Annotated in this window: 19 protein-coding genes; 13 read left to right on the forward strand and 6 right to left on the reverse strand. The window is 72.1% G+C overall.

Annotation, left to right across the window (positions count from 1 at the left end; translation table 11 throughout):
* Positions 1-49: 49 nt before the first annotated feature.
* Positions 50-976 (reverse strand): DMT family transporter, encoded by a 927-nt coding sequence (locus tag ACFYW7_RS32230; protein ID WP_389508858.1) that lies wholly within the window; start codon positions 974-976, stop codon positions 50-52.
* A gap of 93 nt (positions 977-1069) precedes the next feature.
* On the opposite strand from ACFYW7_RS32230, the gene ACFYW7_RS32235 reads away from it, so the two are divergent.
* Positions 1070-1996: a LysR family transcriptional regulator gene (locus tag ACFYW7_RS32235; protein WP_389508860.1), complete on the forward strand. Its 927-nt coding sequence runs from the start codon at positions 1070-1072 to the stop codon at positions 1994-1996.
* 118 nt (positions 1997-2114) lie between these two features.
* Here ACFYW7_RS32235 and ACFYW7_RS32240 read toward each other — a convergent pair whose 3' ends face one another.
* Complete coding sequence (locus tag ACFYW7_RS32240; RefSeq protein WP_389508862.1) at positions 2115-5258, reverse strand: tetratricopeptide repeat protein; 3144 nt, start codon at positions 5256-5258, stop codon at positions 2115-2117.
* Positions 5255-7093 carry an HSP90 family protein gene (locus ACFYW7_RS32245; protein WP_389508864.1) on the reverse strand — a complete coding sequence of 613 codons (1839 nt, stop codon included), beginning with the start codon at positions 7091-7093 and terminating at the stop codon, positions 5255-5257. The genes ACFYW7_RS32240 and ACFYW7_RS32245 overlap by 4 nt, the downstream gene beginning before the upstream one ends.
* 167 nt (positions 7094-7260) lie before the next feature.
* Between ACFYW7_RS32245 and recG the strand changes: the two genes are divergently transcribed.
* The 8 genes from recG to mutM all read left to right on the forward strand — a co-directional run bounded on the left by recG (position 7261) and on the right by mutM (position 14771).
* A complete protein-coding gene (recG, locus tag ACFYW7_RS32250) occupies positions 7261-9477 on the forward strand; it encodes an ATP-dependent DNA helicase RecG (RefSeq protein ID WP_389508866.1) in 2217 nt (738 codons plus the stop codon).
* 29 nt (positions 9478-9506) lie between these two features.
* Positions 9507-10133 carry a 16S rRNA (guanine(966)-N(2))-methyltransferase RsmD gene (gene rsmD, locus ACFYW7_RS32255; RefSeq protein WP_389509131.1) on the forward strand — a complete coding sequence of 209 codons (627 nt, stop codon included), beginning with the start codon at positions 9507-9509 and terminating at the stop codon, positions 10131-10133.
* 26 nt (positions 10134-10159) lie between these two features.
* Entirely contained in the window at positions 10160-10639 is a 480-nt protein-coding gene (gene coaD / locus ACFYW7_RS32260; protein WP_389509133.1) for a pantetheine-phosphate adenylyltransferase, read from the forward strand.
* 99 nt (positions 10640-10738) lie between these two features.
* Positions 10739-11824, forward strand: a complete 1086-nt coding sequence (locus ACFYW7_RS32265) for an ATP synthase F0 subunit B (RefSeq protein WP_389508868.1) — start codon at positions 10739-10741, stop codon at positions 11822-11824.
* 173 nt (positions 11825-11997) lie between these two features.
* Positions 11998-12651: a YceD family protein gene (locus tag ACFYW7_RS32270; RefSeq protein WP_389508870.1), complete on the forward strand. Its 654-nt coding sequence runs from the start codon at positions 11998-12000 to the stop codon at positions 12649-12651.
* 2 nt (positions 12652-12653) lie between these two features.
* Positions 12654-12827 (forward strand): 50S ribosomal protein L32, encoded by a 174-nt coding sequence (gene rpmF, locus ACFYW7_RS32275; protein ID WP_006139588.1) that lies wholly within the window; start codon positions 12654-12656, stop codon positions 12825-12827.
* A gap of 19 nt (positions 12828-12846) precedes the next feature.
* Positions 12847-13704, forward strand: coding sequence for a ribonuclease III (gene rnc, locus ACFYW7_RS32280; protein WP_389508872.1), 858 nt, complete (start codon positions 12847-12849; stop codon positions 13702-13704).
* A gap of 206 nt (positions 13705-13910) precedes the next feature.
* Positions 13911-14771, forward strand: coding sequence for a bifunctional DNA-formamidopyrimidine glycosylase/DNA-(apurinic or apyrimidinic site) lyase (mutM, locus tag ACFYW7_RS32285; RefSeq protein WP_389508874.1), 861 nt, complete (start codon positions 13911-13913; stop codon positions 14769-14771).
* 40 nt (positions 14772-14811) lie between these two features.
* Here the strand turns inward: mutM and ACFYW7_RS32290 are convergent, their stop codons facing one another.
* Positions 14812-15255, reverse strand: a complete 444-nt coding sequence (locus ACFYW7_RS32290) for a winged helix-turn-helix transcriptional regulator (protein ID WP_389508876.1) — start codon at positions 15253-15255, stop codon at positions 14812-14814.
* A gap of 262 nt (positions 15256-15517) precedes the next feature.
* A complete protein-coding gene (locus tag ACFYW7_RS32295) occupies positions 15518-17026 on the reverse strand; it encodes an MFS transporter (RefSeq protein ID WP_389508878.1) in 1509 nt (502 codons plus the stop codon).
* A 664-nt stretch (positions 17027-17690) separates the two neighbouring features.
* Between ACFYW7_RS32295 and ACFYW7_RS32300 the strand changes: the two genes are divergently transcribed.
* Positions 17691-17903, forward strand: coding sequence for a hypothetical protein (locus tag ACFYW7_RS32300; RefSeq protein WP_389508881.1), 213 nt, complete (start codon positions 17691-17693; stop codon positions 17901-17903).
* A 260-nt stretch (positions 17904-18163) separates the two neighbouring features.
* Here the strand turns inward: ACFYW7_RS32300 and ACFYW7_RS32305 are convergent, their stop codons facing one another.
* Entirely contained in the window at positions 18164-19144 is a 981-nt protein-coding gene (locus ACFYW7_RS32305) for a CAP domain-containing protein (RefSeq protein ID WP_389508883.1), read from the reverse strand.
* A gap of 153 nt (positions 19145-19297) precedes the next feature.
* Between ACFYW7_RS32305 and ACFYW7_RS32310 the strand changes: the two genes are divergently transcribed.
* The 3 genes from ACFYW7_RS32310 (at position 19298) to ACFYW7_RS32320 (ending at position 24022) form a co-directional block, all read left to right on the forward strand.
* On the forward strand, positions 19298-19579 hold the full coding sequence (locus tag ACFYW7_RS32310) for an acylphosphatase (RefSeq protein ID WP_389508885.1): 282 nt from the start codon (positions 19298-19300) through the stop codon (positions 19577-19579).
* 380 nt (positions 19580-19959) lie between these two features.
* Positions 19960-20163: a hypothetical protein gene (locus ACFYW7_RS32315; protein WP_389508887.1), complete on the forward strand. Its 204-nt coding sequence runs from the start codon at positions 19960-19962 to the stop codon at positions 20161-20163.
* A 208-nt stretch (positions 20164-20371) separates the two neighbouring features.
* Positions 20372-24022 carry an AAA family ATPase gene (locus ACFYW7_RS32320; RefSeq protein WP_389508890.1) on the forward strand — a complete coding sequence of 1217 codons (3651 nt, stop codon included), beginning with the start codon at positions 20372-20374 and terminating at the stop codon, positions 24020-24022.
* The last annotated feature ends 533 nt before the right edge of the window (positions 24023-24555 follow it).

Consider the following 24555-nt stretch of genomic DNA (forward strand, 5'->3'; position numbering starts at 1 on the left):
TGTCCGAGCGGGCCCGGGGCGTACGAACCACGCTCGCCGAGCGGGCCGCTCAGCCGTTCGCGGGAGCCGGCGCGCGCGGGGGGACGGCCACGGCCCCGGCGGTCCGGTGGGCGCGTTCGACTGCCTGGCCCCAATAGGTCCCGGTCACCATGAGCGCGGCGCCGAGGGCCGTGAGGACCGTGAGGTGTTCGCCGCCCAGGCCGATGCCGACCGCGGCGGCCCAGACCGGTTCGGTGCCCAGCAGCAGACTGGCCCGGCTGGCGGAACCGCGCTGCACCGCCCAGGTCTGGGCGAGGAAGGCGAACACGCTGCAGAACAGGGCCAGATAGAGGAGCTGTGCCCAGCCGGTGGCGTCGACCCGGCCCAGTGCCGGCAGGGCGCCGGCGACCGGCACCAGGAACAGGACGGTTCCGACGGCGGACTGGACGGTCGTGACCTGCAAGGGGCGCACGGAGCGGGTCGCGGTGAGCCGGCCCACGAGCGCGACATGGGCGGCGCGGACCAGCGCGGCGGCGAGCATCAGCAGGTCACCGGTCCGTGGCGAGTGGAAGCCGCTGCCGGACATCAGGAGCACGACGGCCAGGAGGCACAGGCCGGTGGCGGCGAAGTAGCGCGGGGGCAGGCCCTTCCCGCCGGTCCTGCGGTCCAGCAGCGGGGTCAGGACGACGGTGAGGCTGATGATCAGGCCCGCGTTGGCCGCGCTGGTGTGCGCGACACCGTACGTCTCCAGTACCAGGACGGCCGCCTGCGTGACCCCCAGTACCGCCCCGACACGGAGTTCGTCGCGCGTGCAGCGCCCGGCCCGGTGGCGGGCGACGACCAGAGCCAGGCAGACGGCGGCCGAGATGCCGTACCGCGCGAACAGGACGAGCAGGACGGGGAGCACCGAAGTGGCGCTCTTCGCGGCCAGATAGCTGGAACCCCAGACGGCGGCGACAAGGAGGAGCACTGCGTCAGTGCTGCGGACTCGGGACACGTCCGCAAGGCTTCACCACGTCGACCCTGAAGCCCAGAGCGAAGTTCTTCAACAGCTTTTAAGCATCACTACACCGTTCACTACACTGAGCGGGTGAACGAACGGCAGTTGCGGATCCTGCGGGAGCTCGGTGAACTGGGCAGCGTCACCGCCGTGGCGGAGGCACTGCTGATGACGCCCTCGGCGATCTCGCAGCAACTCCGGCTGCTGCAACGCTCGATCCCGGTGCCGCTCACCGAACGCGACGGACGGCGACTCGCGTTGACGGACGCCGGGCGGGCCCTGGCCGGAGCGGCGATCGGGGTGGAGTCCGCCCTCGCCCGGGCCCGGCACACCGTGGACGAGTTCGTCGAGGAGCCGGCCGGAGACGTGTCGGTCGCGGCGTTCCACAGCGCGGCCTCCACGTTCTTCCCCGTCCTGCTGCGCGGCCGGACCCCGGAGGACCCCCGGCTGCTGCTCGCCGACGAGGACGTCGCGCAGGACCACTTCCCCCGGCTCACACGGGACTACGACCTCGTGCTCGCCCACCATCTCGCGCAGGCGCCGCCCTGGCCGGGTACCGTCACCGCCACCACGCTGCTGCGGGAGCCGCTGGACGTGGCGATGCCCGCCGATCACCCGCTGGCGGGCCGGGATCGCGTGACCCCGCGCGAGGTCGCGGGCCTGCCGTGGATCACCGTGCACGACGGTTTCCCGCTGATGGCCACCATCCAGGCCGTCGAGGCCGTGGCCGGACGGCGGCTCGACATCGTCCACCGCATCAACGAGTTCGCGGTCGTCGCGGAGACCGTCGCCGCCGGAGGGGGGCTCGCCCTGATGCCCCGCTGGACCACACGCCCGCACCCGGCCCTGGTCCTCAGGCCGCTCGGCGGGGTCCACGCCGTACGGCGCATCGACGTGCTCCACCGCCCCGAACGCGTGGCACGGAAGGCCGTACGGACGGTGCTCGGCGAACTGCGCCGCGCGGCCGAGGCGATCCGGGACGGCGACCCCGCGCACCGCGCACCCACCGAGGCGTGAGAGCCCCGCGGCGCGGGCCGGGACCGCCGGGCTCGACGCGACGCCGGGGCCCTCGGAACCCTCCCGTACCCGTCCGTCCTCGGAACCGGCACGGGAAGGTCCGTCGGCGGGTGACGGCTCAGGCCCCTTCGGCGCGCTCCATGAGGTCCCGCATCCGCTCGGCCTCGGACCGCCGGGCCTTCGCGGCCTCCCCGTCCAGTCGCGCGCAGGCCGCGATCACCCCGCGGGCGCGTGCCTCCGCGGCCTCGCGCCGGCCCAGGTCGGCCTCCAGCCGGCCGGCCGCCAGTTCGGCTCCCGTCCGGGCGTCGAGCAGGGCGTCCCCGAGGGAGTCGAACACCGCGATCGCCCGGGTGAGGTGCCCGAGAGCCTCCTCGAACGTCTCCCGCGCGGCCGCCCGCTCCGCGTCGTCCGGCACGGAACGGGCCACCAGGTCCCCGAACTGGTGGTGGGTGTAACCGAGTTCGGCGACGATCCGGCGACGCGCGGTCTCGCGCCCGGCGGTGTCCTCGTGCTCCGCCCCGTCCCCGTCCCCGCCCGCGGTCCCGGGTACGTGTCCGCCGCCCGTCCCGGGGTCGGCCTCGAAGCCGCTCCCGACCTCGTGTCCGCCCTCGCTCACCTTCTCGGGTGAGCCGTCCGCCGGGCCCGCGGCGGCGGCGCGGGCCGCCACCGCCGACTCGCACTCCAGGACCGCCGCTCCCATCAGTTCCCGCGCCCCGTCGAGGCCCCCGTCCGAGCGGGCCGCGGCCCACGCGCGGGCCCGGAGCGCCCGGACCAGCCCGTGGACGTCGCCCAGACCGCGCCAGAGGTCGCCCGCCCGGGCGTACGCCTGGTCCGCCTGCGTGGTCAGCCCCGCGTGCCCGAGGGCCTCGGCCGCGAGGTGCGCGAGCGTCGCGTGGTCACGCTGCTCGGGCCAGTGCCGCGCGATGTCCGCGGCGCGCAGCCAGTGCTCGGCGGCCTCCCGGTGTTCGCCGAGCTCGGTGAGGCAGTCGCCGAGCCACCAGCGCGTCTGCACGATCGCCCCGTCGCCGTGCATCTCGGCGGTCAGGTCGGGCAGCGCCGACTCCAGGATCTCCGCCGCCTCCGCCCACCGGTCCCGGCGGAACAGGAGACCACCGAGCTGGTGCCGGGCCCAGGCCCCGAGCGTGGCGGCCTCGCCCGCCTCGTCGGCCCAGTGCGCGGCTTCCAGAGCGTGCTCCGAGGCGGGCCCGAACCGTCCGGAGGAGGCGAGGATCTCGGTGAGCTGGAGCTGGAGCCGGGCATGGTCGACCGGTTCCAGACGGGAACCTCCGTGATCGAGCGCCGCCCGCACGGAACGCTCCGCCGTCTCCAGGTCGCCGAGGTGCGTCGCGATCGAGGCCAGCCGGGCGTCGTGCTCGACGGCGAACCACGGCAGCCCGGCCGCCACGAACCCCTCGACGGCCCGCGAGAGAAACTCGACGGCCGCCTCGCCGTCATCGGCGCGCCCGGCGAGCTCTCCGAGCATCGCGTACGCCTCCGCACCCCGCGACGCCAGAGCCGCGCCGTCCCCGGCGTGCTGTTCCACGAGAGCCAGCAGCTCCCGCGCGGCCTCCTCGGCGGCGGCCATGACATCGCCGGCCGAGCCGCTGCCGGCGCCCGTGCCCGGGAGGGGCCCGCTCTCCGCACCGGCCTCCAGCTCGGCCACCCGGTGCATCAGCGTCCGGGCCCGTCCGATCAGGACCGACGCCGTCTGCGCCACCTCCGTCCCGCCCTCGGCACGCAACGCCAGCACCTGTTCGCGCAGCTCCGCGACCGTGACCAGGGCCGTCGCGGTCCCGCCCGACAGCGCGTGGACGTACGCGGCGCGGGCGCGGGCCGCCAGCGCCTCACCCGGGTCGCCCGCCTCGGCGTACAGCTCGGCGGCCCGGTGGAAGAGGTCGACGCCCGCCGGACCGCGGCCCATCGCCGCGTGATCGGCGATCTCCGCGCGGTCGCGGACGTCCAGTTCGTGGCCCTCGGCGGCGACCGACACCGCCGCCCACGCCTCCACGGAGTCCGGGTCCCGCCGCTCGGAGAGCCGCCGGGCCCGGGCGAGCAGCGCCTCCAGGCCGGGTTCGGCGGCCTCGGCCTCGGACCGCGCCGGGGGAGCGGGCACCGTCGGCGGTTCGTGACGTGCGGTGCGCTCCGGGCGCGCGGAGCGCACGCCCAGCGGGAGCCGTTCGACGAGTGCCGGCCGGTCCATGCGCGCGACGGCGCGCTCACTGATGTACGAGGTGCCGTTGCGGGCGTCGAACCGGGCGGCCAGCGCGAGCGTCTCCTTACGCGCGTGGACGGCGAGTTCGCCCGCGGTCCACATCTGTCCCGCGGGCCCCGGAACCGTGCTCCCGCCCAGACCGAGGGCGGTCAGGCGGTCCGTCGTGAGCGCCACGACCGCCATGTAGTCCAGCTTGCTGCGCGGGTCCCCGGAGTCCGTGAAGTAGGCCGGGCGCTCCGCGAGCAGTTCCAGGGCGCGTGCCTCGTTGCCGGTGAGGGCGCAGAACTCCACATGGTCCGCGTACGCGCCCCGCATGCTCTCCATGGCCCGCACCAGCCGGAAGCCCCGCAGATGATGGGCGCGGGCGTCGTCGACACGGCCCAGGCGCAGCAGCGGCAGCAGCGAGGACGCGAGGACGGCGTGCGGTTCGTGGGCGCAGCTGAACTCGCCCTCCAGGACCGGCGCCCACAGCTCCAGCGCTTCCGCGTCGGCGCCGCGCAGGGCCCGCCACCGCCCCTGCCCGCGCAGCTCGCACGCGTGGCAGTCGGCCATGGAGTCGCGGTCCGCGGCCATCCAGGCGTTGTACGCCCGCTCGGCGCGGGCCAGGTCGCCCAGGTGGGCGGCGACGCTGAACTCGGCGGCGCGCACGGCCCGTTCGGAGTAACCGGCGAGACGGTAGCGGTGCTCCATCTCGCCGAGCCACTTCTCTATGGAGGCGAGCGGGACGTGGGGCTGGTCGAGCATGCCCGCCGACATCCACTTGAAGACCCAGTGCAGGGAGTGGATCTCGAACTCGTCGAAGTCCTCGGGACGTTCGTCCCACATGCGCAGCAGGCGCGAGAAGGGGACGAACATCTTCCCCTTCTCGGAGCTGTAGTTGTAGACCTTCAGCTGGTGGCCCAGCGCCTCGATGACGGCGAGCGGGATGTTCAGCCGCTCGGCCTCCACGAGCAGCTGCTCCGCGCGCGCGTTGCGGCCGGGGCCCTCCGGCTGCTCGTAGTTGTCCGCCATCGCCCGGCGCAGCGTCTCGAAGTCCATGGCCGGGTTCATCGGCGGTCGTCCCTTCCGGGTTCGGTGTGGGTGGCCCACTCCAGGAGGCCGATGAACGCGCGGTTCAGGAGCGCCGAGTCCGCGGGCCGCAGCGGGCGCTGGGCCATCAGCAGGGCCTGTCCGTAGAGCGACTCGGTGGCGGTGCCTATCAGGTCCGGATCGCCGAGCGAACTGATCCTGCGGATCAGCGGGTTGAGGTGGTTGAGGACCAGACGCGCGCGGGGGGCGCTGCCCCGCAGCGAGCCGAGGATGCCCGCCCACAGGTCGTCGGCCTGCTCCTCGGCCTCCGCGCGCGCCTGCTCGTGGCGGGCGGCCCGGTCGTCCAGATGCAGGGCGGGCACCGACAGGGGGTGGAAGGCGCGCAGGACGACATCGCAGTTCAGCGGGTCGAGCCTGGCCCGCGCCGCCCCCAGGAAGGCCGACAGGGCCAGCTCCTCGGCCGGGTCCACCGCGTCCAGGTGGGCCGTCACGGTGTCCGCGTCCAGCTCCGAGACCACCGTGGCGGGGCGCACGCGCGGCAGCGCCTCGATCAGCTCGCTGTCGTACGTGTAGCCGCCGTTGACGACCCCGACGCCCTGCGCCGAGGCGATCGGCGCGACCTGCCGGTACTCCTCCACGGTCCGCGTGAAGTGCACCACCGGGTGCCGCTGGGCGAACTCCTCCAGGGACAGCCGTCCGTCGGTCGTCTCGAAGGGCAGCCACGGCAGCATCGTGCGCAGCATCTCCAGGTCGTGCCGCGCCAGCGACTTCACGCCCAGGTGGTGCACCGACAGGAACGCGGCCAGGCGTTCCGGATCGCCCGCCGCGAGCCCCGTCAGCCACGACCGGACGCGCTCGCCCAGGGCCTCCCGTACGGCGGCGAGGGTCTCGTCCTCGTACAGCGACTCGCGCGAGGCGGTGGGCCGCAGACTGTCCGTGTCCAGGACGCAGCGCACGAAGAACGCCCAGTCGGGCAGCAGCTGTTCGGCCCGCTCGGTGAGCAGCATGCCCTTCAGGTGCACACGGTGGCCCGCACGCTGGGCGGGACTCACCGCCGACGGCAGGACGTAGGCCACGCCCCGGATCCCGGCGACCGGCACGTCCAGGTCGATGGAGTCCAGCGGGGTGAAACCGAACAGGTCGCGGCAGTGCCGGGCCAGGGCCACCCTTCGGGTCGCGGGGCTCGGATAGGGCCGTTCCCAGGGCGCCGGGAGATCCGTGACCGCCTCGTCGCCGACGCGCACGTCGTACGGCAGCAGTGCCCCGAAGTCGCGTGCCAGCGACCGGACCCGCTCCTCGCCCAGCCACTCGCGGGCACCGGCGCGCGCCACCAGGTGCACGGTGGTGCCCGGTTCGGCGCGCGCCTCGTGCGGCAGGGTGCGCACGGTGTACGAGCCGTCGTCGGCCGCCGTCCACTCGACGGGCGGCGCGTCGGGCGTGCGGGCGCTGCGGCTGACCACCCGGATGCGCTCGGCGACGACGAAGCACGCCAGCAGCCCGATGCCGAACTGGCCGAGGAAGTCCGAACGGGCCGACTCCAGGCCGTCGTTCCGCTTCGAGCTGCGGCCGATGGTCGCTAGCAGGCTGTGCACGTCGGACTCGGTGAGCCCGACACCGGAGTCCTCCACGCGCAGGGCCCCGTCCTCGGCGTACAGACGCACCGTGGCCGGCGCGTCCGGCTGCTCGGCCCGCCGCGCGGTGATCGCGTCGACGGCGTTCTGCAGCAGCTCGCGCAGGTAGACCTTGGGGCTGGAGTAGAGGTGATGGGAGAGGAGGTCGACCAGTCCGCGCAGGTCGACCTGGAACGTATGAGGTGACGGGGATGCCTGGGACGGCTGTGAGGTCTGGGAGTCCATCGTCGCTGCGCCGGTCGGTGGGGGGACGGGCCACGGCGCGGGGTCGGGCGGTCCCGGGGGACGGTGACCGCGAAGAGGGCCGGAGCGCGTCATCCTAGGCCCGGAACGAGCCGTCTGACCAGCGGATTTCCAGGACGTATACGGCAATGTCAGTGCGGTGGTGTGCAATGGATCTCGTGCCCGTGCTCGAAGAACCACTGAAGAAGGCGCTCGGTCCCGCCACCGCGAAGGTGATGGCCGAGCACCTCGGCCTGCACACCGTCGGCGACCTGCTGCACCACTACCCCCGCAGATACGAGGAGCGCGGGCAGCTCACCCACCTCGCCGACCTGCCCCTGGACGAACACGTGACCGTGGTCGCCCAGGTCGCCGACGCGCGCCTGCACACCTTCGCCTCGTCCAAGGCGCCCCGCGGCAAGGGCCAGCGTCTCGAAGTCACCATCACGGACGGCAGCGGCCGCCTCCAGCTGGTCTTCTTCGGACACGGCGTGCACAAGCCCCACAAGGAACTGCTGCCCGGCACCCGCGCGATGTTCTCCGGCAAGGCCTCCGTCTTCAACCGCCGCCTCCAGCTGGCCCATCCGGCGTACGCCCTGCTGAGCGGCGACGGCGACGAGACCGTGGAGAGCGTCGGCAGCTGGGCGGGCGCCCTCATCCCGATCTACCCGGCCACCGCCAAGCTGGAGTCCTGGAAGATCGCCAAGGCCGTGCAGACGGTGCTGCCGAGCGCCCAGGAGGCCGTCGACCCCCTCCCGGACCCGCTGCGGGACGGCCGCGGCCTGGTCCCGCTCCCCGAGGCCCTCCTCAAGATCCACCGCCCGCACACCAAGGCCGACGTCCACGACGCCCGCGCCCGCCTCAAGTGGGACGAGGCCTTCGTCCTCCAGGTCGCCCTGGCCCGCCGCCGGCACGCGGACTCCCAGCTTCCCGCGGTGGCCCGCGTGCCCGCCCCCGACGGACTGCTCACCGCCTTCGACGCCAAACTGCCCTTCACCCTCACCGAGGGCCAGCGGAAGGTCTCCAAGGAGATCTTCGACGGCCTCGCCATCGAACACCCGATGCACCGCCTGCTCCAGGGAGAGGTGGGCAGCGGCAAGACGCTGGTCGCCCTGCGCGCCATGCTCGCCGTCGTGGACGCGGGCGGGCAGGCCGCGATGCTCGCGCCCACCGAGGTGCTCGCCCAGCAGCATCACCGGTCGATCACCGAGATGATGGGCGAGCTGGCCCAGGGCGGCATGCTCGGCGGCACCGAGCACGCCACGAAGATCGTGCTGCTCACCGGCTCCATGGGGGCGGCCGGCCGGCGGCAGGCGCTGCTCGACCTGGTCACCGGCGAGGCCGGGATCGTCATCGGCACGCACGCGCTGATCGAGGACAAGGTGCAGTTCCACGATCTGGGCCTGGTCGTGGTCGACGAACAGCACCGCTTCGGCGTCGAGCAGCGCGACGCCCTGCGCGGCAAGGGCAAGCAGCCCCCGCACCTCCTGGTGATGACCGCCACGCCCATCCCGCGCACGGTCGCCATGACGGTCTTCGGCGACCTGGAGACCTCCGTGCTCGACCAGCTCCCCGCCGGGCGCTCGCCGATCGCCAGCCATGTCGTCCCGGCCGCGGACAAACCGCATTTCCTCGCGCGCGCCTGGGAGCGCGTGCGCGAAGAGGTGGAGAACGGCCATCAGGCGTACGTCGTCTGCCCCCGCATCGGTGACGAGGAGGACGACCCGAAGAAGAGCAGGAAGAAACCCTCCGCGGAGGACGACGCGGAGAAGCGTCCGCCGCTGGCCGTCCTCGACGTCGCAGGTCAGCTCACCAAGGGCCCCCTGCGGGGGCTCAGGGTCGAGGTCCTGCACGGCAGGATGCACCCCGACGACAAGGACGCCGTCATGCGCCGCTTCGCCGCGGGCGAGACCCACGTCCTGGTCGCCACGACCGTGATCGAGGTCGGGGTGAACGTACCGAACGCCACCGCCATGGTGATCATGGACGCCGACCGCTTCGGCGTCTCCCAGCTCCACCAGCTGCGCGGCCGGGTCGGCCGTGGCTCGGCGGCGGGGCTGTGCCTGCTGGTCTCCGAGATGCCGGAGGCGAGCCCGGCCCGCCAGCGGCTGAACGCGGTGGCCTCGACCCTGGACGGCTTCGAGCTGTCCCGCATCGACCTCGAACAGCGCCGCGAGGGCGACGTCCTCGGCCAGGCCCAGTCCGGAGTCCGCTCCTCGCTGCGCATGCTCGCCGTCATCGAGGACGAGGAGATCATCGCGGAGGCCCGGGAGGAGGCCACCGCCGTGGTCGCGGCCGACCCGGAGCTCACGAACCTGCCCGGCCTGCGCGTCGCCCTGGACGCCCTGCTGGACGAGGAGCGCGAGCAGTACCTGGACAAGGGCTGAGCGGCGGTGACCGGCCGTCGGCTGAGAGACTGGGAGCAACCGACACACCCCCAGCGCAAAGGACCCTCATGACCCGCGTGATCGCCGGCGTGGCCGGCGGACGCCGTCTGGCCGTCCCGCCGGGCACCGGCACCCGTCCCACGTCCGACCGGGCGCGCGAGGGGCTCTTCTCCACCTGGCAGTCCCTGCTCGGCGGCCCGCTGGAGGGCGAACGCGTCCTCGACCTGTACGCCGGCTCGGGAGCCGTCGGCCTCGAGGCGCTCAGCCGCGGCGCCGGACACGCCCTGCTCGTCGAGGCGGACGCCCGCGCGGCCAAGGTCATCCGCGACAACGTGACCTCGATCGGCCTGCCGGGAGCCGAGGTGAGGGCGGGCAAAGCGGAACAGATCGTCAGGACGGCGGTGCCCGGAGAGCCGTACGACCTGGTCTTCCTGGACCCCCCGTACGCCGTCTCGGACGACGATCTTCGCGAGATCCTGCTCACACTCCGGGCCGGGGGCTGGCTCGCGGAGGAAGTGCTCGTCACCGTGGAGCGCAGCACCAGGGGCGGTGAATTCGGCTGGCCGGACGGTTTCGAAGCCGTGAGGGCCCGTCGATACGGCGAGGGAACGTTTTGGTACGGTCGCGCCGCCTCTACGTGCGAAGACGCACGATGACCGGACCGGAGAGCGAGGGACCACTGTTGCGCCGCGCCGTCTGTCCGGGGTCATTCGACCCCATCACCAATGGACACCTCGACATCATCGCCCGCGCCTCCGCGCTGTACGACGTCGTGCACGTCGTCGTGATGATCAATCAGTCGAAGAAGGGCCTGTTCACGGTCGACGAGCGGATCGAGCTGATCCGCGAGGTCACCGCCGAGTTCGGGAACATCCAGGTCGAGGCCTACCACGGCCTCCTCGTCGACTACTGCAAGCAGCGGGACATCCCGGCCATCGTCAAGGGCCTGCGCGCGGTCAGCGACTTCGACTACGAACTCCAGATGGCCCAGATGAACATCGGCCTCTCGGGCGTCGAGACCCTGTTCATCCCGACCAGCCCCACCTACAGCTTCCTCTCCTCGTCGCTCGTCAAGGAAGTCGCGAACTGGGGCGGTGACATCTCCCATCTGGTGCCGCCGGTGGTCCTGGAGGCGCTCAAGGGGCGGCTCGGCCAGGACTGAGCGACTGACAGCCCGTCACCCGGTGTCGGCCGGGGCGGGAGTGGTCGTACAGTCGACCCGTCCGTCTCCATCACAGCTGTAGAGAGTGGCGAGCACACGGTGGACGTGCAGAAGAAGCTCGATGAGATCGTCGCTGCGGTCGGCAGTGCCCGTTCCATGCCCATGTCGGCCTCGTGCGTGGTCAACCGCGCCGACCTGCTGTCGATGCTGGAAGAGGTGCGCCAGGCGCTGCCCGGCTCCCTCGCCCAGGCGCAGGAGCTGATCGGCGGCCGCGAGCACATGGTCGAGCAGGCCCGCCAGGAGGCCGAGCGGATCATCGAGACCGCGCACGCCGAGCGGGGCTCCCTGATCTCCGACACCGAGGTCGCCCGCCGCTCGCAGAACGAGGCGGACCGCATCCTCGCCGAGTCCCGCAAGGAGGCCGAGGAGATCCGCGCGGAGGCCGACGACTACGTCGACTCCCAGCTCGCCAACTTCGAGGTCGTCCTCACCAAGACCCTCGGCTCCGTCGGCCGCGGCCGCGAGAAGCTCCTCGGCACCGGTCCCGGCCTCGACGAGCAGGGCTACGAGGACGAGGACGCCCCCGAGCGCAGCTACGACCCCGACACCCTGCGCCGCAACGCCGACGAATACGTCGACGTGAAGCTCGGCGCCTTCGAGGCCGTCCTCGCCAAGACCCTGGAGGCCGTCGGCCGCGGCCGGCAGAAGCTGCAGGGCCGGATCGCCAGCGACGACCTCGGCGACCTGAGCACCTTCGGCGAGGACGGGACGCCCGGCGCGCACACCAGCGACTCCGACTACCTGGCCGGCCTCGCGGACCTCGCCGACGCCCCGGAGCGGCCCGCCCAGGCCCCGGAACCCGCCGCCCAGCCGTCCTACGGGCAGCAGCAGGACGCGTACGGCTACCAGCAGCAGAGCGACCCGTACGAGTACCAGCAGCAGTACTCCCAGCAGCAGGCCGACCCGTACGGCTACCAGCAGGCCGACCCGTACGCCGCCTACCAGCAGCAGGGCTACGACCAGCAGCAGGCGTACGACCAGAGCCAGCAGCAGGTCTACGGCCAGCAGCAGGCCCAGACGATGGACCAGCAGGCGCAGGCCCTCGAGGCGGCGAGCCTCTTCGACACCAGCATGATCAGCGCGGAGCAGCTGAGGGCGTACGAGCAGGGGCGCGGCAACCACTGACCGCCGGGTCAGGAGGGCGCGTACCTCGCGGTCGTGACGGGGGAAGCGCACCGGATTGGGCCGAGAGCGAAAGGTCCAGTATCCTGGCTCTTCGGTCGCGTGTACGTCCGCGATCAACGCTGCCCTCGGAACATCGGGGGCGGTGTTCCCGAGATCGAAGATCGAAAGCAGACATGGCTCTGAACGCCCGCCTCGACCACCGCAATCCTCTCGTGTTCGACACACACGAGCTGGGGCGGCGTCCTGGCGCGCTCCAGCGCCTGAGCCGCACGATCGACGCTCCCGGGGATCTCGGGCTCCAGGGTGTCATCGGAGTGCCGGAAGGCGCCCCGGTGGAACTCGAACTCCGTCTGGAGTCGGTCATGGAAGGGGTGCTTGTCACAGGCACCGCCCGTGCATCGGCCAAAGGGGAGTGCGTAAGGTGTCTCGAGCCGCTTGAGCAGGCGCTCGAAGCGGATTTCCAGGAGATGTTCTCGTACCCTGACGCCGACGACCGGAACCGCCCCAAGGCGGAGCCGGCCGACGACGCCGAGGAAGACGAGGACACGCTCCCTCTCGAGGACGGACTGTTCGACCTCGAACCCGTGCTGCGTGATGCGGTGGTGCTCGCACTGCCGATGCAGCCGGTGTGCCAGGACGACTGCCCCGGCCTGTGCTCCGAATGCGGAGCCCGGCTCGCGGACGACCCGGACCACCACCATGACGCCGTCGACATCCGTTGGGCGGCACTGCAGGGACTCGCCGGTTCACTCGAAGATGGCGAGAAGGACGATATGGGCGGCGGCGCGCTTCCATCAGCGCACGCCGACGAGAAGCAGGAGAAGTAGCCGTGGCTGTTCCGAAGCGGAAGATGTCGCGCAGCAACACGCGCCACCGCCGGTCGCAGTGGAAGGCTGCGGTCCCCACCCTGGTTGCGTGCGAGCGCTGCCACGAGCCCAAGCTGCAGCACATCGCGTGCCCGGCTTGCGGTACCTATAACAAGCGCCAGGTCCTCGAGGTCTGAGCGGCTGGTGAGAGGTCTGATGTCTGACGCCAAGGCGGATTCAAACGCCAAGAAAAAGGCGGACAACACAGCCTCGTCCCACACGCTTCTGGAAGGGCGGCTCGGCTACAAGCTCGAGTCCGCCCTTCTGGTGCGTGCGCTGACCCATCGTTCCTACGCGTACGAGAACGGCGGTCTGCCGACCAACGAGCGTCTGGAGTTCCTCGGGGACTCCGTACTGGGCCTCGTGGTCACGGACACGCTGTACCGCACCCACCCCGACCTGCCCGAAGGCCAGCTGGCCAAGTTGCGGGCCGCGGTGGTCAATTCTCGTGCGTTGGCGGAAGTGGGCCGCGGCCTCGAACTCGGCTCCTTCATCCGGCTCGGCCGGGGCGAAGAAGGCACGGGAGGCCGGGACAAGGCGTCCATCCTCGCCGACACCCTTGAAGCGGTGATCGGCGCTGTCTATCTCGACCAGGGTCTGGAAGTGGCGGGCGAACTCGTCCACCGGCTTTTCGACCCGCTGATCGAGAAATCCTCGAATCTGGGAGCGGGCCTGGACTGGAAGACCAGTCTCCAGGAGCTCACGGCGACCGAGGGGCTCGGCGTGCCCGAGTACCTGGTCTCGGAGACCGGCCCGGACCACGAGAAGACCTTTACTGCTGCCGCCCGCGTCGGAGGCGTCTCGTACGGCACCGGCACCGGCCGCAGCAAGAAGGAGGCTGAGCAGCAGGCCGCGGAGTCCGCGTGGCGTGCCATCCGCTCGGCCGCGGACGAACGCGCGAAGTCGGCCCAGGCCGCCGAACAGGTGGCCCGTGCCGCCCAGCAGGCGGCCGAGGACGTCGAGGGGACCGCTGAACCCCTCTCGACGCCGACCACCGACCCGGCCACGGCCTGAATCCTTCACCCATCGAAGTACCCGCAGCACCCGCAGGACCGCGGTACCGGACCCCGTCGCAGCGCACTCGCGCCGCGGCGGGGTCCGCGCGTCGCCGGCGCCCGGGCCGGGGTGGAGAAGGCCGAACTCCTCGGCGACAGGGCCTCCTTCGAGCACGATGTACCCTTCCCGCATCGCCCTCAGCCCGCCCCCCCCGGAGGAGTTCCGTGCCCGAGTTGCCCGAAGTCGAAGTGGTGCGGCGGGGCTTGGAGCGCTGGGTCACCGGACGGGTCGTGAAGTCGGTCGAGGTACGGCATCCGCGGGCCGTGCGGCGGCATCTCGCGGGGCCCGACGACTTCGCGAGGGCGCTCGCCGGGCACCGGGTGGGCGAGGCGATGCGCCGCGGCAAGTACCTGTGGCTGCCGCTCGACGACGCGCCGTACTCCGTGCTCGCGCACCTCGGGATGAGCGGTCAGCTCCTGGTGCAGCCGGAAGGAGCCGCGGAGGAGAAGCACCTGCGCGTCCGCGTCCGTTTCGAGGACGCCCTCGGCACCGAGCTGCGCTTCGTCGACCAACGCACCTTCGGCGGGCTGTCGCTGCACGAGAACACCCCGGACGGGCTTCCCGACGTCATCGCGCACATCGCCCGCGACCCGCTCGATCCGCTCTTCGACGACGCCGCGTTCCACACGGCCCTGCGCGCCCGTCGTACGACGGTCAAACGCGCGCTGCTCGACCAGTCGCTGATCAGTGGCGTCGGAAACATCTACGCGGACGAGGCGCTCTGGCGTTCCAAGCTGCACTACGAACGCCCGACGGGGACCATGACCCGGCCGCGCACCGCCGAACTCCTCGGTCACGCCCGCGACGTCATGAACGACGCCCTCTCCGCGGGCGGCACCAGTTTCGACAGCCTGTACGTCAACGTCAACGGCGAGTCGGGCTACTTCGACCGCTCGCTCGACGCGTACGGGCGCGAGGGGGAGCCCTGCCACCGCTGCGGGACCCCGATGCGCCGGCGCGCCTGGATGAACCGCTCCAGCTACTTCTGTCCGCGCTGCCAGCGCCCGCCCCGCCCGGCGGCCTGAACCCGGCGCCGCACGCCGGGGTTTCGCGCCGGACCGTCCGTCAGGCTCCGCGCGTTTCGTCGTAGCGGCCACGAGCGCCCAGCACGTCGTCCATGTGGCCCTCCACGAACGTGATGAGGGCGAGCAGCCGCTCGGCGACCTCGCGTCCGAGCGGGGTGAGGGTGTAGTCGACGCGCGGCGGGTTCGTGGGCTGCGCGTCGCGGTGCACCAGACCGTCGCGCTCCAGCGCGTGCAGGGTCTGGGAGAGCATCTTCTCGCTGACGCCGTCGACGCGGCGGCGCAACTCGTTGAACCGGAACGTGCCGTCGTGCAGGGCTCCCAGGGTGAGCGCCCCCCAGCGGCCGGTGACGTGTTCCAGCGTGCCCCGGGAGGGGCAACCGCGGGCGAACACGTCGTACGCCAGGTCCTCGGCGTCGACGCACACGGCGCTCCCGGCCCGGTCGGTGCGCTCCGCGGCCTGTGTGCTCCGCGCGGGGGATTCCATGGCAAAAGCATACTCAGGCGCAGCGCTGTCGGAAGGATTGCGCTGCCCCATGGACAGCGCTCTCCCGCCGATACCGCCAAACCGCCGCCTCACCGGTGTCACCGCCGGGGTCGCCGTCGGGGTCGCCGTCGGCGAGCAGCTCGTGCACGGCCGGGACCCGGTTCCGGCTCCCGAGCGGTACGTCGCGCAGGCGGGGCCGAACTGGGGTGCCCGGGTGTTCGAGGGCGCGGGTCGCGCGGCCCGGCCGCGGCGGGCGGTGCCGTCACCGGTCCCCGAGGTCCCCGACGGGGACGGTGTGGGCGTGCGAGGCGGCGGCGGCCCCGTACGCGCCGGGCTCGGCCCGCCGTCGCCGGGCGCGAACCGCCAGGACGGAGAGCAGCATTCCCACCCCCGACGCCACCGTGAGCACCAGGCACGCGCTGGAGAGGCCGGCCGCCAGCGCGTCCGCCTCCCCGTCCCCGCCCGAGCGCCGGGACTCACCCACCGTCGCGTTGACCGTCGCCACGGCAGCCGTGAACGCGGCCGCGCCGATGTACCGCGCCATGTTCGAGATGCCGGAGGCCGCTCCGACGTCGTCGGCGGACACCGACGAGGTGGACGCCGAACTCGCCGGGCCGTTGACGAGTCCCAGCCCGGCGGCCAGCAGGACGAGCGGCAGGACGAAGGCCGCGTACCGCCAGTCGCCCCGAACGAACACCAGCAGCGCGCAACCGGCCGTCGCAGCCGCGAAGCCGACGGCGATTACCGGTCCGATGTTCAGCCGTTGGACCATCCGGGGGACGAGCGGCGTGACCGCGATCAGGCCTACCGTCGCGGGCAGTGTGGCCAGACCCGCCTCCAGCGGACTCATGGCGAGCGTGGCGGGGTTCTGGAAGTAGAGGCTGACCAGATACATCAGACCGTTGATCACGCCCGCGCTCAGCAGGATCCCGACCGTCGCCCCGATCAGCACGCGATCCTTCAGCAGCCGCAGGTCCACCAGCGGTGCCGCGACCCGCCGCTCCACCGCGACGAACGCCACGCACGACGCCAGCGACAGGGCCAGGCACGCGAGCACCGCGGGCGAGGTCCAGCCCCAGTCCGCCCCCTCGCTGAGCGCGAGCAGCGCCGGGGCGAGGACGACGGCGATCAGCACGGTCCCCGCGAAGTCGATCTGCCGACTGCGGTCGGGATCGCGGGATTCGGTGACCCCCCGCAGCGTGATCGGGACACAGGCGAGCGCGATCCCCGCGTCGATCCAGAACAGGCCCTGCCATCCGGTGCCGTCCACCAGCAGACCGCCGACCAGCGGTCCGGCGGCGGCACCCACCGCGGACGCGCCGCCCCACAGGGTCACCGCCCGCACCTGCCCCTCCCCTGATGCGGACACCGACAGCAGGCTCATTCCGCAGGCCAGGATCGTCGCCCCGGCCGCGCCCTGGACCGCCCGGCCCGCGATCACCCCTCCGCCGCTGTCGGACAGCGCGATCAACACGCACGAGACGATGAACAGGGCCAGGCCGCCCAGGAAGACCAGCCGCCGTCCGAACACGTCGCCGAGGGCCCCCGACGTGACGATCACCGCCGCGCCCACCAGCGAGTACCCGGTCACGGCCCACTGCAGGGTGTCCAGTGACGTGCCCGTGTCGGCGCTGATCGCCGGGAGCAGGATGCTCACCGCCGAGGTGTTCGCGTTGACGACCAGGGTCGAGACACAGGTCGCGATCAGTACAGCCGTCGGCGCCGACCGGCCGGGAGCTCCGGACACCGTGTCACGCGTCGGGGAATCCACCTCTGCAGGTTCACACGCGCCCTGCCCCTCCGCAGTCCGGGGCGCCGCCCCCGCGCGGGGGTTCCGAGGACGCACGACACCGCGCTCGCACAGGAGTTCCGACTCTGCCGACCCCGGGCTCCTACGGGAACGCTCCGGCGGGTCGAGCGGATGGACGGCGATCGTCCCAGGGAGCAGGGAGCAGGGAGCAGGGAGCAGGGAGCAGGGAGCAGGGAGCTGGAGCCGGGTGCGTGCCGTCGGCGTCAGGCCTTCGGTGGCCGCCTGGGCGGAACAGACGGCGACTCATGGCGTTCCCGGACGTAAATCCGCGAGCCCATGAACCCCATGAACCGGTCCTGGACGCGGCGATCGGTCAACCAGGTTGGTGGAGAACGCTGTTCGATCGCCGGCGGAAGCCTTTCCAGCACGGTCGCCGCCGTACCGCATGGAGGAAGCCCGCGCATTCCGACGGACACCTCGACGGTCCGCGACGGGACGGGGGAGAGAGGTCTTCGTCACGTCGCCGGGCCGGTGTCAGGGGCTGAGGACCAGGGAATACCGATGAAGATGTTCCGGGCACCGATCGCGAACGAGCGGGTGAAGTCCTCGGGAGGCGACGGGGCCGTGCTGCCTCGGCTGTCGAAGAGACGTGACGGCTCCGGCCCGGCCGGTGAAGGGGGAGCGGGTGGAGAACGATCGGCACCGCCCTGATCCGGCGGATCTCGTCGTCGCCGGATGCGGATGGCTCCTGATCGTCACCGTGGTCGCCATGCCCGGGCTCGTCCTGGACGACGGGGCCCTGACGGCGTACCTGGTGGTCGTCGGCGGTGCGATCGGTTTTCCGTGGGCCCGAAGAAGGCTGCGCGGCCGAGCCGTCGACCACGGGCCGACGCGCTGAGGAAGGGGCCGGCGTCCTGTGTCAGGGTGGCGCCCGCCAAGGGCCGTAGCGCCGACCGGGCGCAACCGCCGGGAGCCTCGTCCTGGCGACGCCTGGATGCCCTGGCGTTCCCCCTGCCCTCCGCCGCGCGCCGACGTCCACGAACGAGGCCCGGACCCGGGCCCGCCGTGGACCGCGTCGTCACCGGAGGGGAACCTCGCGGCTGACGTCCCGGACACGGCACGGGGTGTTTGCGCTCAGCCCTCTGACCCGCGGTCGGCTCAGTAGCCGAAGTCCTGCGTCCACCAAGGGCCGCCCGAGCCGAAGTGGGCTCCGACGCCGAGGGTCTTGAAGTCGCAGTTCAGGATGTTGGCCTTGTGGCCGGGGCTGTTCATCCACGCTTCCATGACGGCGGCCGCGTCGGCCTGCCCGCGGGCTATGTTCTCGCCGCCGAGGCTGCTGATCCCGGCCTTCGCCGCACGGTCCCAGGGGCTGAGCCCGGTCGGGTCGGTGTGGTCGAAGAAGTCCCGCGCCGCCATGTCCTCGCTGAAGGTCTGGGCCAGGTCCGCCAACGCGCTGTTCGCGGCCACCGGACTGCAACCGACCTTGGCCCGCTCGTCGTTGACGAGCTTGAGCACCTCGGCCTCGGCGGCGGCCTCCGCGGACACGGTGACCGGGGCCTTCTCGACAGGCGCCTTGGTCTCGGTCTTGGAGGGCTCCGGGGCCTGGGCCTCAGGCGCCTTCGTCGCCTCGGTGGGCTCGGCGCTCGGCTGCTTCTTCGAGGGCTCCGTCGTGGCCGGCGCGGCCGAGGGGGAGGAGGCCGTGGGCGCGGGCACGGGCGAGGCGGCGCGATCGGCGTCACGGCTCGTCGCCCCGGGGTCGCGTGATTCCGCGCTGCCCGAGGTTCCGCCCTGCTGGGTCTCCACACTGGACGGCGAACTCGCGGCCTGCGCGTTGTCGGAACTGCCTCCGCCACCACCGAGCGCGTAGTTGTCGCTGCCGGGCAGCACGCCGGCCGCTACGGCCACGGTGCCGATGGCCATGGCAGCCGAGACGCCGAGGAGTCCGGTCTTGACCGGGCTCGGACCCTTCCGCTTGCGGTGCGAACGGGCGGAGGCGGCCGACGGGAGATCGGCGACGGCTGCGTAGCCGTACAGGTTCTCCGGGCCGTAGCTCTCCGTCTGGGTCCCGCTCGTATCTGTGACTCCGGTGGCGCGCCCTGTGGCGGCGCGGCCGGCGTCGGAGCGTCGGTGGCGTCCCATCTCTTGGGCCTTCCTCGATCTTGAGTCAGCGATCCTCACCGGATCCTCACCCGAAAGAGTGAGTTTCTGATGAGACTCATTGGGTCGGGACGGTACCCCATGGCGCGAGGGGAGGAAGTGCTCCGGGAGACATTGTCCGGTTAGCGTGCAGCCATGAACGAGGTTGCACGGCTCGTCGTCTGGGTACGAGGACGGGTCCAAGGTGTGGGTTTCCGCTGGTTTACGCGGGCCAAGGCGCTGGAGATCGGCGGGCTGAGTGGCTTTGCTCTCAATTTGGACGACGGACGCGTCCAGGTCGTCGCCGAGGGCTCCCGGGCAGGCTGTCAGGGACTGCTCGACTGGCTCCAGGGTGACGACACGCCCGGGCGGGTGGACGGTGTCACTGAGATCTGGGACACGCCCCGAGGGGTCTACGACGGATTCGCCATCCGGTGACGATGTCGGTCGCGACGCCCCCCGAAGACGCCTCGGTGTAGGCCGTCGGCGTCACTCAGTAGCGGAAATGGCCTGGTGGTTGCCAAGAACGGCTCGAAGTGGCAGGCTCCCGAGGTAACGATGATCTCGACGCCCTGAGGGTCCCGCAGGAGTCGCAGCGCCCCGTTCCCGGAGCCGCGCGACAGAGGGTTGCCCACCGATGCGGGGCGTGATCGTGTTGACCGTCAAACTTTTTGGTGAGACGCTGAAAACCCCGCGCACCTTAGCTGTTTGGCATGTGGAACGGCAGCACGACATCAGCAGTGTCAAGCATCGCGGGTGCGATTCCCTCACGACCCACACCGCTTCGGTCGGTCACTCAGTGTGGAGGACCATCCATCATGGCAAAGGCGCTTCTCGGTTACGTCGGCGGTTCCGACCCGCGACTCATTGCCGAGATGCGACGGCTCCAGCAGCGCGTCCAGGACCTCGAATCCGAGCTCGTACGGATTCAGGCCGAGAACGACGCGCTCGCGGCTGCCGCTTCTCACGAATCGCTTCTCGAGAGCATCGATGTACCCCAGGCGGAGCCTGCGCTCACCTGATCACTGCACCGCACTACGACAGCAGTGGTTGGGTGGCCCGAATCAACCGCTAAGTTGTCAGATTCGCAAGGGACGCCCTTCGGCGTCCCTTCTTTCTTCCCCCGGTGCACCCCTCCGCAGTCTTCAACGTCTGGTGTGCCCTGCGTGTTCATGGGCGAAACCGCGCGTTCATGGAGTGAGACCGGCCCGAAAGGTAGAGTCCGGCGGCGTGCACCTCAAGGCCCTGACCCTGCGCGGGTTCAAGTCGTTCGCCTCGGCGACCACGCTGCGGTTCGAGCCGGGCATCACGTGCGTCGTGGGCCCCAACGGCTCGGGCAAGTCCAACGTCGTGGACGCGCTCAGCTGGGTCATGGGCGAGCAGGGGGCCAAGTCGCTGCGCGGCGGCAAGATGGAGGACGTCATCTTCGCCGGCACCACCGGGCGCCCACCGCTCGGCCGCGCCGAGGTCTCCCTCACCATCGACAACTCCGACGGGGCCCTGCCCATCGAGTACGCCGAGGTCACCATCACGCGGATCATGTTCCGCAACGGCGGCAGCGAGTACCAGATCAACGGCGACACCTGCCGACTGCTGGACATCCAGGAGCTGTTGTCCGACTCCGGCATCGGCCGGGAGATGCACGTCATCGTCGGACAGGGCCAGCTCGACTCCGTCCTGCACGCCGATCCGATGGGCCGCCGGGCCTTCATCGAGGAGGCGGCGGGCGTCCTCAAGCACCGCAAGCGCAAGGAGAAGGCGCTGCGGAAACTGGACGCGATGAAGGCGAACCTCGCCCGCGTCCAGGACCTCACGGACGAACTGCGCCGCCAGCTCAAGCCGCTCGGCAGGCAGGCCGCCGTGGCGCGCCGCGCCGCCGTGATCCAGGCGGACCTGCGTGACGCCCGGCTGCGGCTCCTCGCCGACGACCTCGTACGACTGCGCGGGGCGCTCCGCTCCGAGATCGCCGACGAGGCCGCCCTCAAGCAGCGCAAGGAATCCGCCGAGGGCGAGCTGAAGAAGGCGCTCCAGACGGAGGCCCGGCTGGAGGACGAGGTACGGCAGCTGACGCCGCGCCTGCAACGCGCGCAGCAGACCTGGTACGAACTCTCCCAGCTCGCCGAACGGGTGCGCGGCACGATCTCACTGGCCGAAGCGCGCGTGAAGAGCGCCACCTCGGTGCCCGCGGAGGAACGCCGCGGGCGCGACCCCGAGGACATGGAGCGCGAGGCCGCCCGTGTCCGCGAGCAGGAGGCCGAGCTCGAAGCCGCCCTGGAGGCGGCCGAGCACGCCCTGGAGGACACCGTCGCGCACCGCGCCGAGCTGGAGCGCGAGCTCACCGTCGAGGAGCGCCGCCTCAAGGACGTGGCCCGCGCCATCGCCGACCGCCGCGAGGGCCTCGCGCGCCTCGGCGGACAGGTCAACGCCGCCCGTTCACGCGCCGCGTCCGCCCAGGCCGAGATCGACCGGCTCGCCGCCGCCCGCGACGAGGCGCAGGAGCGCGCGGTCACGGCCCAGGAGGAGTACGAGCAACTGAAGGCCGAGGTGGACGGCCTCGACGCGGGCGACGCCGACCTCGGTGAACAGCACGAGGCCGCCAAGCGGGCACTGTCCGAGGCGGAGGCCGGGCTCGCCGCGGCCCGCGAGGCGGCCACCGCGGCCGAGCGCCGCCGGGCGGCCACCCGGGCCCGCCACGAGGCCCTGGCCCTCGGGCTGCGGCGCAAGGACGGCACGGGAGTGCTGCTCGGCGCCAAGGACCGGCTCGCCGGGGTGCTCGGTCCCGCCGCCGAACTGCTGTCGGTCACCCCCGGCTTCGAGGTCGCCCTCGCCGCCGCGTTCGGCGTCGCCGCGGACGCCGTCGCGGTCACCACTCCCGCCTCGGCGGCGGAGGCCATCCGCCTGCTGCGCAAGCAGGACGCGGGCCGGGCGTCGCTGTTGCTCGCCGGAGCACCCGAGGAGCCCCGAGCCGCCGCAGGACCGGCGGGCGACGCCTCCGCCGACGTACGCCTTCAGGACCGGAACCGGGAACCGGACGGGTACCCGGCGGAGGGCCACGAAGGGGACCGGGGCCCCGGCGACGGGCCCACCCACGCCGCCGATCTCGTCCGGGGTCCCGCGGAGCTGATGCCCGCCGTGCGGCGGCTGCTGCGCGGGATCGTCGTCGTCGGCACCCTGGAGGACGCCGAGGACCTCGTCTACGCACGGCCCGGACTCACCGCGGTGACCACCGAGGGCGACCTGCTCGGGGCGCACTTCGCGCACGGCGGTTCCGCCGGGGCGCCCAGCCTGCTCGAAGTGCAGGCCTCCGTCGACGAGGCGGCGGCCCAGCTCGAGGAACTGGCCGTGCGCTGCGACGAGTTGGCGGAGGCGCAGCGTCTGGCGGCGGAACGCCGCGGGACCCGGGCCGCGCTCGTCGAGGAGGTGGGGGAGCGCCGGCGGGCCGCCGAGCGGGAGAAGTCGACGATCGCCCAGCAGCTCGGCCGGCTGGCCGGACAGGCGAGAGGCGCGGCGGGCGAGGCGGAGCGGAGCACCGCGGCCGCCGCCCGCGCGCAGGACGCGCTCGACCGGGCCGTCGAGGAAGCCGAGGAACTGGCCGAACGGCTCGCCGTGGCCGAGGAGATGCCCGTCGAGGAGGAGCCCGACACCTCTGTACGGGACCGGCTCGCCGCCGACGGCGCCAACGCGCGCCAGACGGAGATGGAGGCCCGGCTCCAGGTGCGTACGCACGAGGAGCGGGTCAAGGGACTCGCCGGACGGGCCGACTCGCTCGACCGGGCGGCCCGCGCCGAACGGGAGGCACGCGCGCGTGCCGAACAGCGCCGGGCGCGGCTCCGCCACGAGGCGGCCGTAGCCGAGGCCGTCGCCTCCGGCGCGCGGCAGCTGCTCGCGCACGTCGAGGTCTCGCTGGCCCGCGCCGAGGAGGAGCGCACCGTTGCCGACGGCGCCAAGGCCCGCCGCGAGCAGGAACTGGTCGCCGCCCGTGGTCAGGGCCGCGACCTCAAGTCGGAGCTCGACAAGCTCACGGACTCGGTGCACCGGGGCGAGGTGCTCGGCGCCGAGAAGCGGCTGCGCATCGAGCAGTTGGAGGCGAAGGCGCTGGACGAACTCGGGGTCGAACCCGCGGGGCTCGTCGCGGACTACGGCCCCGATCAGCCCGTACCGCCTTCGCTGCCCGCCGAGGGCGAGGAACTCCCGGAGGACCCGGAGCACCCGCGCAACCAGCCGCGGCGGTTCCACCGGGCGGAGCAGGAGAAGCGGCTCAAGTCCGCCGAACGCGCGTACCAGCAGCTCGGCAAGGTCAATCCGCTCGCCCTGGAGGAGTTCGCCGCGCTGGAGGAGCGTCACAAGTTCCTCAGTGAGCAGCTGGAGGACCTCAAGAAGACGCGGATCGACCTCCTTCAGGTGGTGAAAGAGGTCGACGAGCGCGTCGAGCAGGTCTTCACCGAGGCCTACCGTGACACGGCGCGGGAGTTCGAGGGTGTCTTCGGCCGGCTGTTCCCGGGCGGGGACGGGCGGCTGATCCTGACCGATCCCGACAACATGCTCACCACGGGGGTCGACGTGGAGGCGAGGCCGCCGGGCAAGAAGGTCAAGCGGCTCAGTCTGCTCTCCGGCGGCGAGCGGTCGCTGACCGCCGTCGCGCTCCTTGTGTCGATCTTCAAGGCGCGCCCCAGTCCGTTCTACGTGATGGACGAGGTCGAGGCGGCGCTCGACGACACCAACCTCCAGCGGCTGATCAGGATCATGCAGGAGCTCCAGGAGGCCTCGCAGCTGATCGTGATCACGCACCAGAAGCGCACGATGGAGGTCGCCGACGCGCTGTACGGCGTCTCCATGCAGGGCGACGGCGTCTCGAAGGTCATCAGCCAGCGACTGCGCTGACCCCCACGCGCCCGGCCGCTCCCGCTCCCGTCCGCCGTTTCCCCTTTCCCGCCCGTCGCCCTGTCGATGTCGGCAGGGCGACAGGCATTCCCCCACCCTCATCGGCGCGTTCGGCGCGACCGTCGTGGGCGGCCGTTTCGGATTCCCGCCGTTCGTCCCCGGCCGGGGCGACGGGGGCGAACGGCGGGTGGGGGAGTGCGGCGGCCGGTCGGCAGAACGGGCGACAGGCAGGCCGGAACGCCGCGGATCCGGTGACGCGACACACGGATCGGCGGCGCAAGCCGTGCACATCTTGTGACGCTTGTTAGACCGTCCGCGTAAGTGATGTTCAAGTATTGAATACAATTGCCGTCCGAAGGGTGGAAAAGCTCACACCGAATCGATTCGCAGCTTCGAATCTTGAAGGCATAGTCTCTGCGACGTTGCTTTTACCTTCAGGTGGTGGACCGCGTGAACATGTGCGCCACTGGTACCACCAGCGAAGGGTTTCGTCCCCCCACCCCCGGCAGCGAGGCCGGTGGCCCGAGGAGTTC

Origin of the sequence: Streptomyces sp. NPDC002580, from assembly GCF_042889485.1 — a bacterium.
In the GTDB taxonomy this organism is placed as follows: Bacteria; Actinomycetota; Actinomycetes; order Streptomycetales; family Streptomycetaceae; genus Streptomyces.

What these genes read in the sequence shown, in the direction of transcription:
- ACFYW7_RS32240 (WP_389508862.1), bottom strand. Translation starts at nt 5,258, where the DNA reads ATGAACCCGGCCATGGACTTCGAGACGCTGCGCCGGGCGATGGCGGAC.
- rnc (WP_389508872.1), top strand. Translation starts at nt 12,847, where the DNA reads ATGTCTGACGCCAAGGCGGATTCAAACGCCAAGAAAAAGGCGGACAAC.
- ACFYW7_RS32270 (WP_389508870.1), top strand. Translation starts at nt 11,998, where the DNA reads ATGGCTCTGAACGCCCGCCTCGACCACCGCAATCCTCTCGTGTTCGAC.
- recG (WP_389508866.1), top strand. Translation starts at nt 7,261, where the DNA reads ATGGATCTCGTGCCCGTGCTCGAAGAACCACTGAAGAAGGCGCTCGGT.
- ACFYW7_RS32245 (WP_389508864.1), bottom strand. Translation starts at nt 7,093, where the DNA reads ATGGACTCCCAGACCTCACAGCCGTCCCAGGCATCCCCGTCACCTCAT.
- ACFYW7_RS32305 (WP_389508883.1), bottom strand. Translation starts at nt 19,144, where the DNA reads ATGGGACGCCACCGACGCTCCGACGCCGGCCGCGCCGCCACAGGGCGC.
- ACFYW7_RS32310 (WP_389508885.1), top strand. Translation starts at nt 19,298, where the DNA reads ATGAACGAGGTTGCACGGCTCGTCGTCTGGGTACGAGGACGGGTCCAA.
- ACFYW7_RS32315 (WP_389508887.1), top strand. Translation starts at nt 19,960, where the DNA reads ATGGCAAAGGCGCTTCTCGGTTACGTCGGCGGTTCCGACCCGCGACTC.
- ACFYW7_RS32290 (WP_389508876.1), bottom strand. Translation starts at nt 15,255, where the DNA reads ATGGAATCCCCCGCGCGGAGCACACAGGCCGCGGAGCGCACCGACCGG.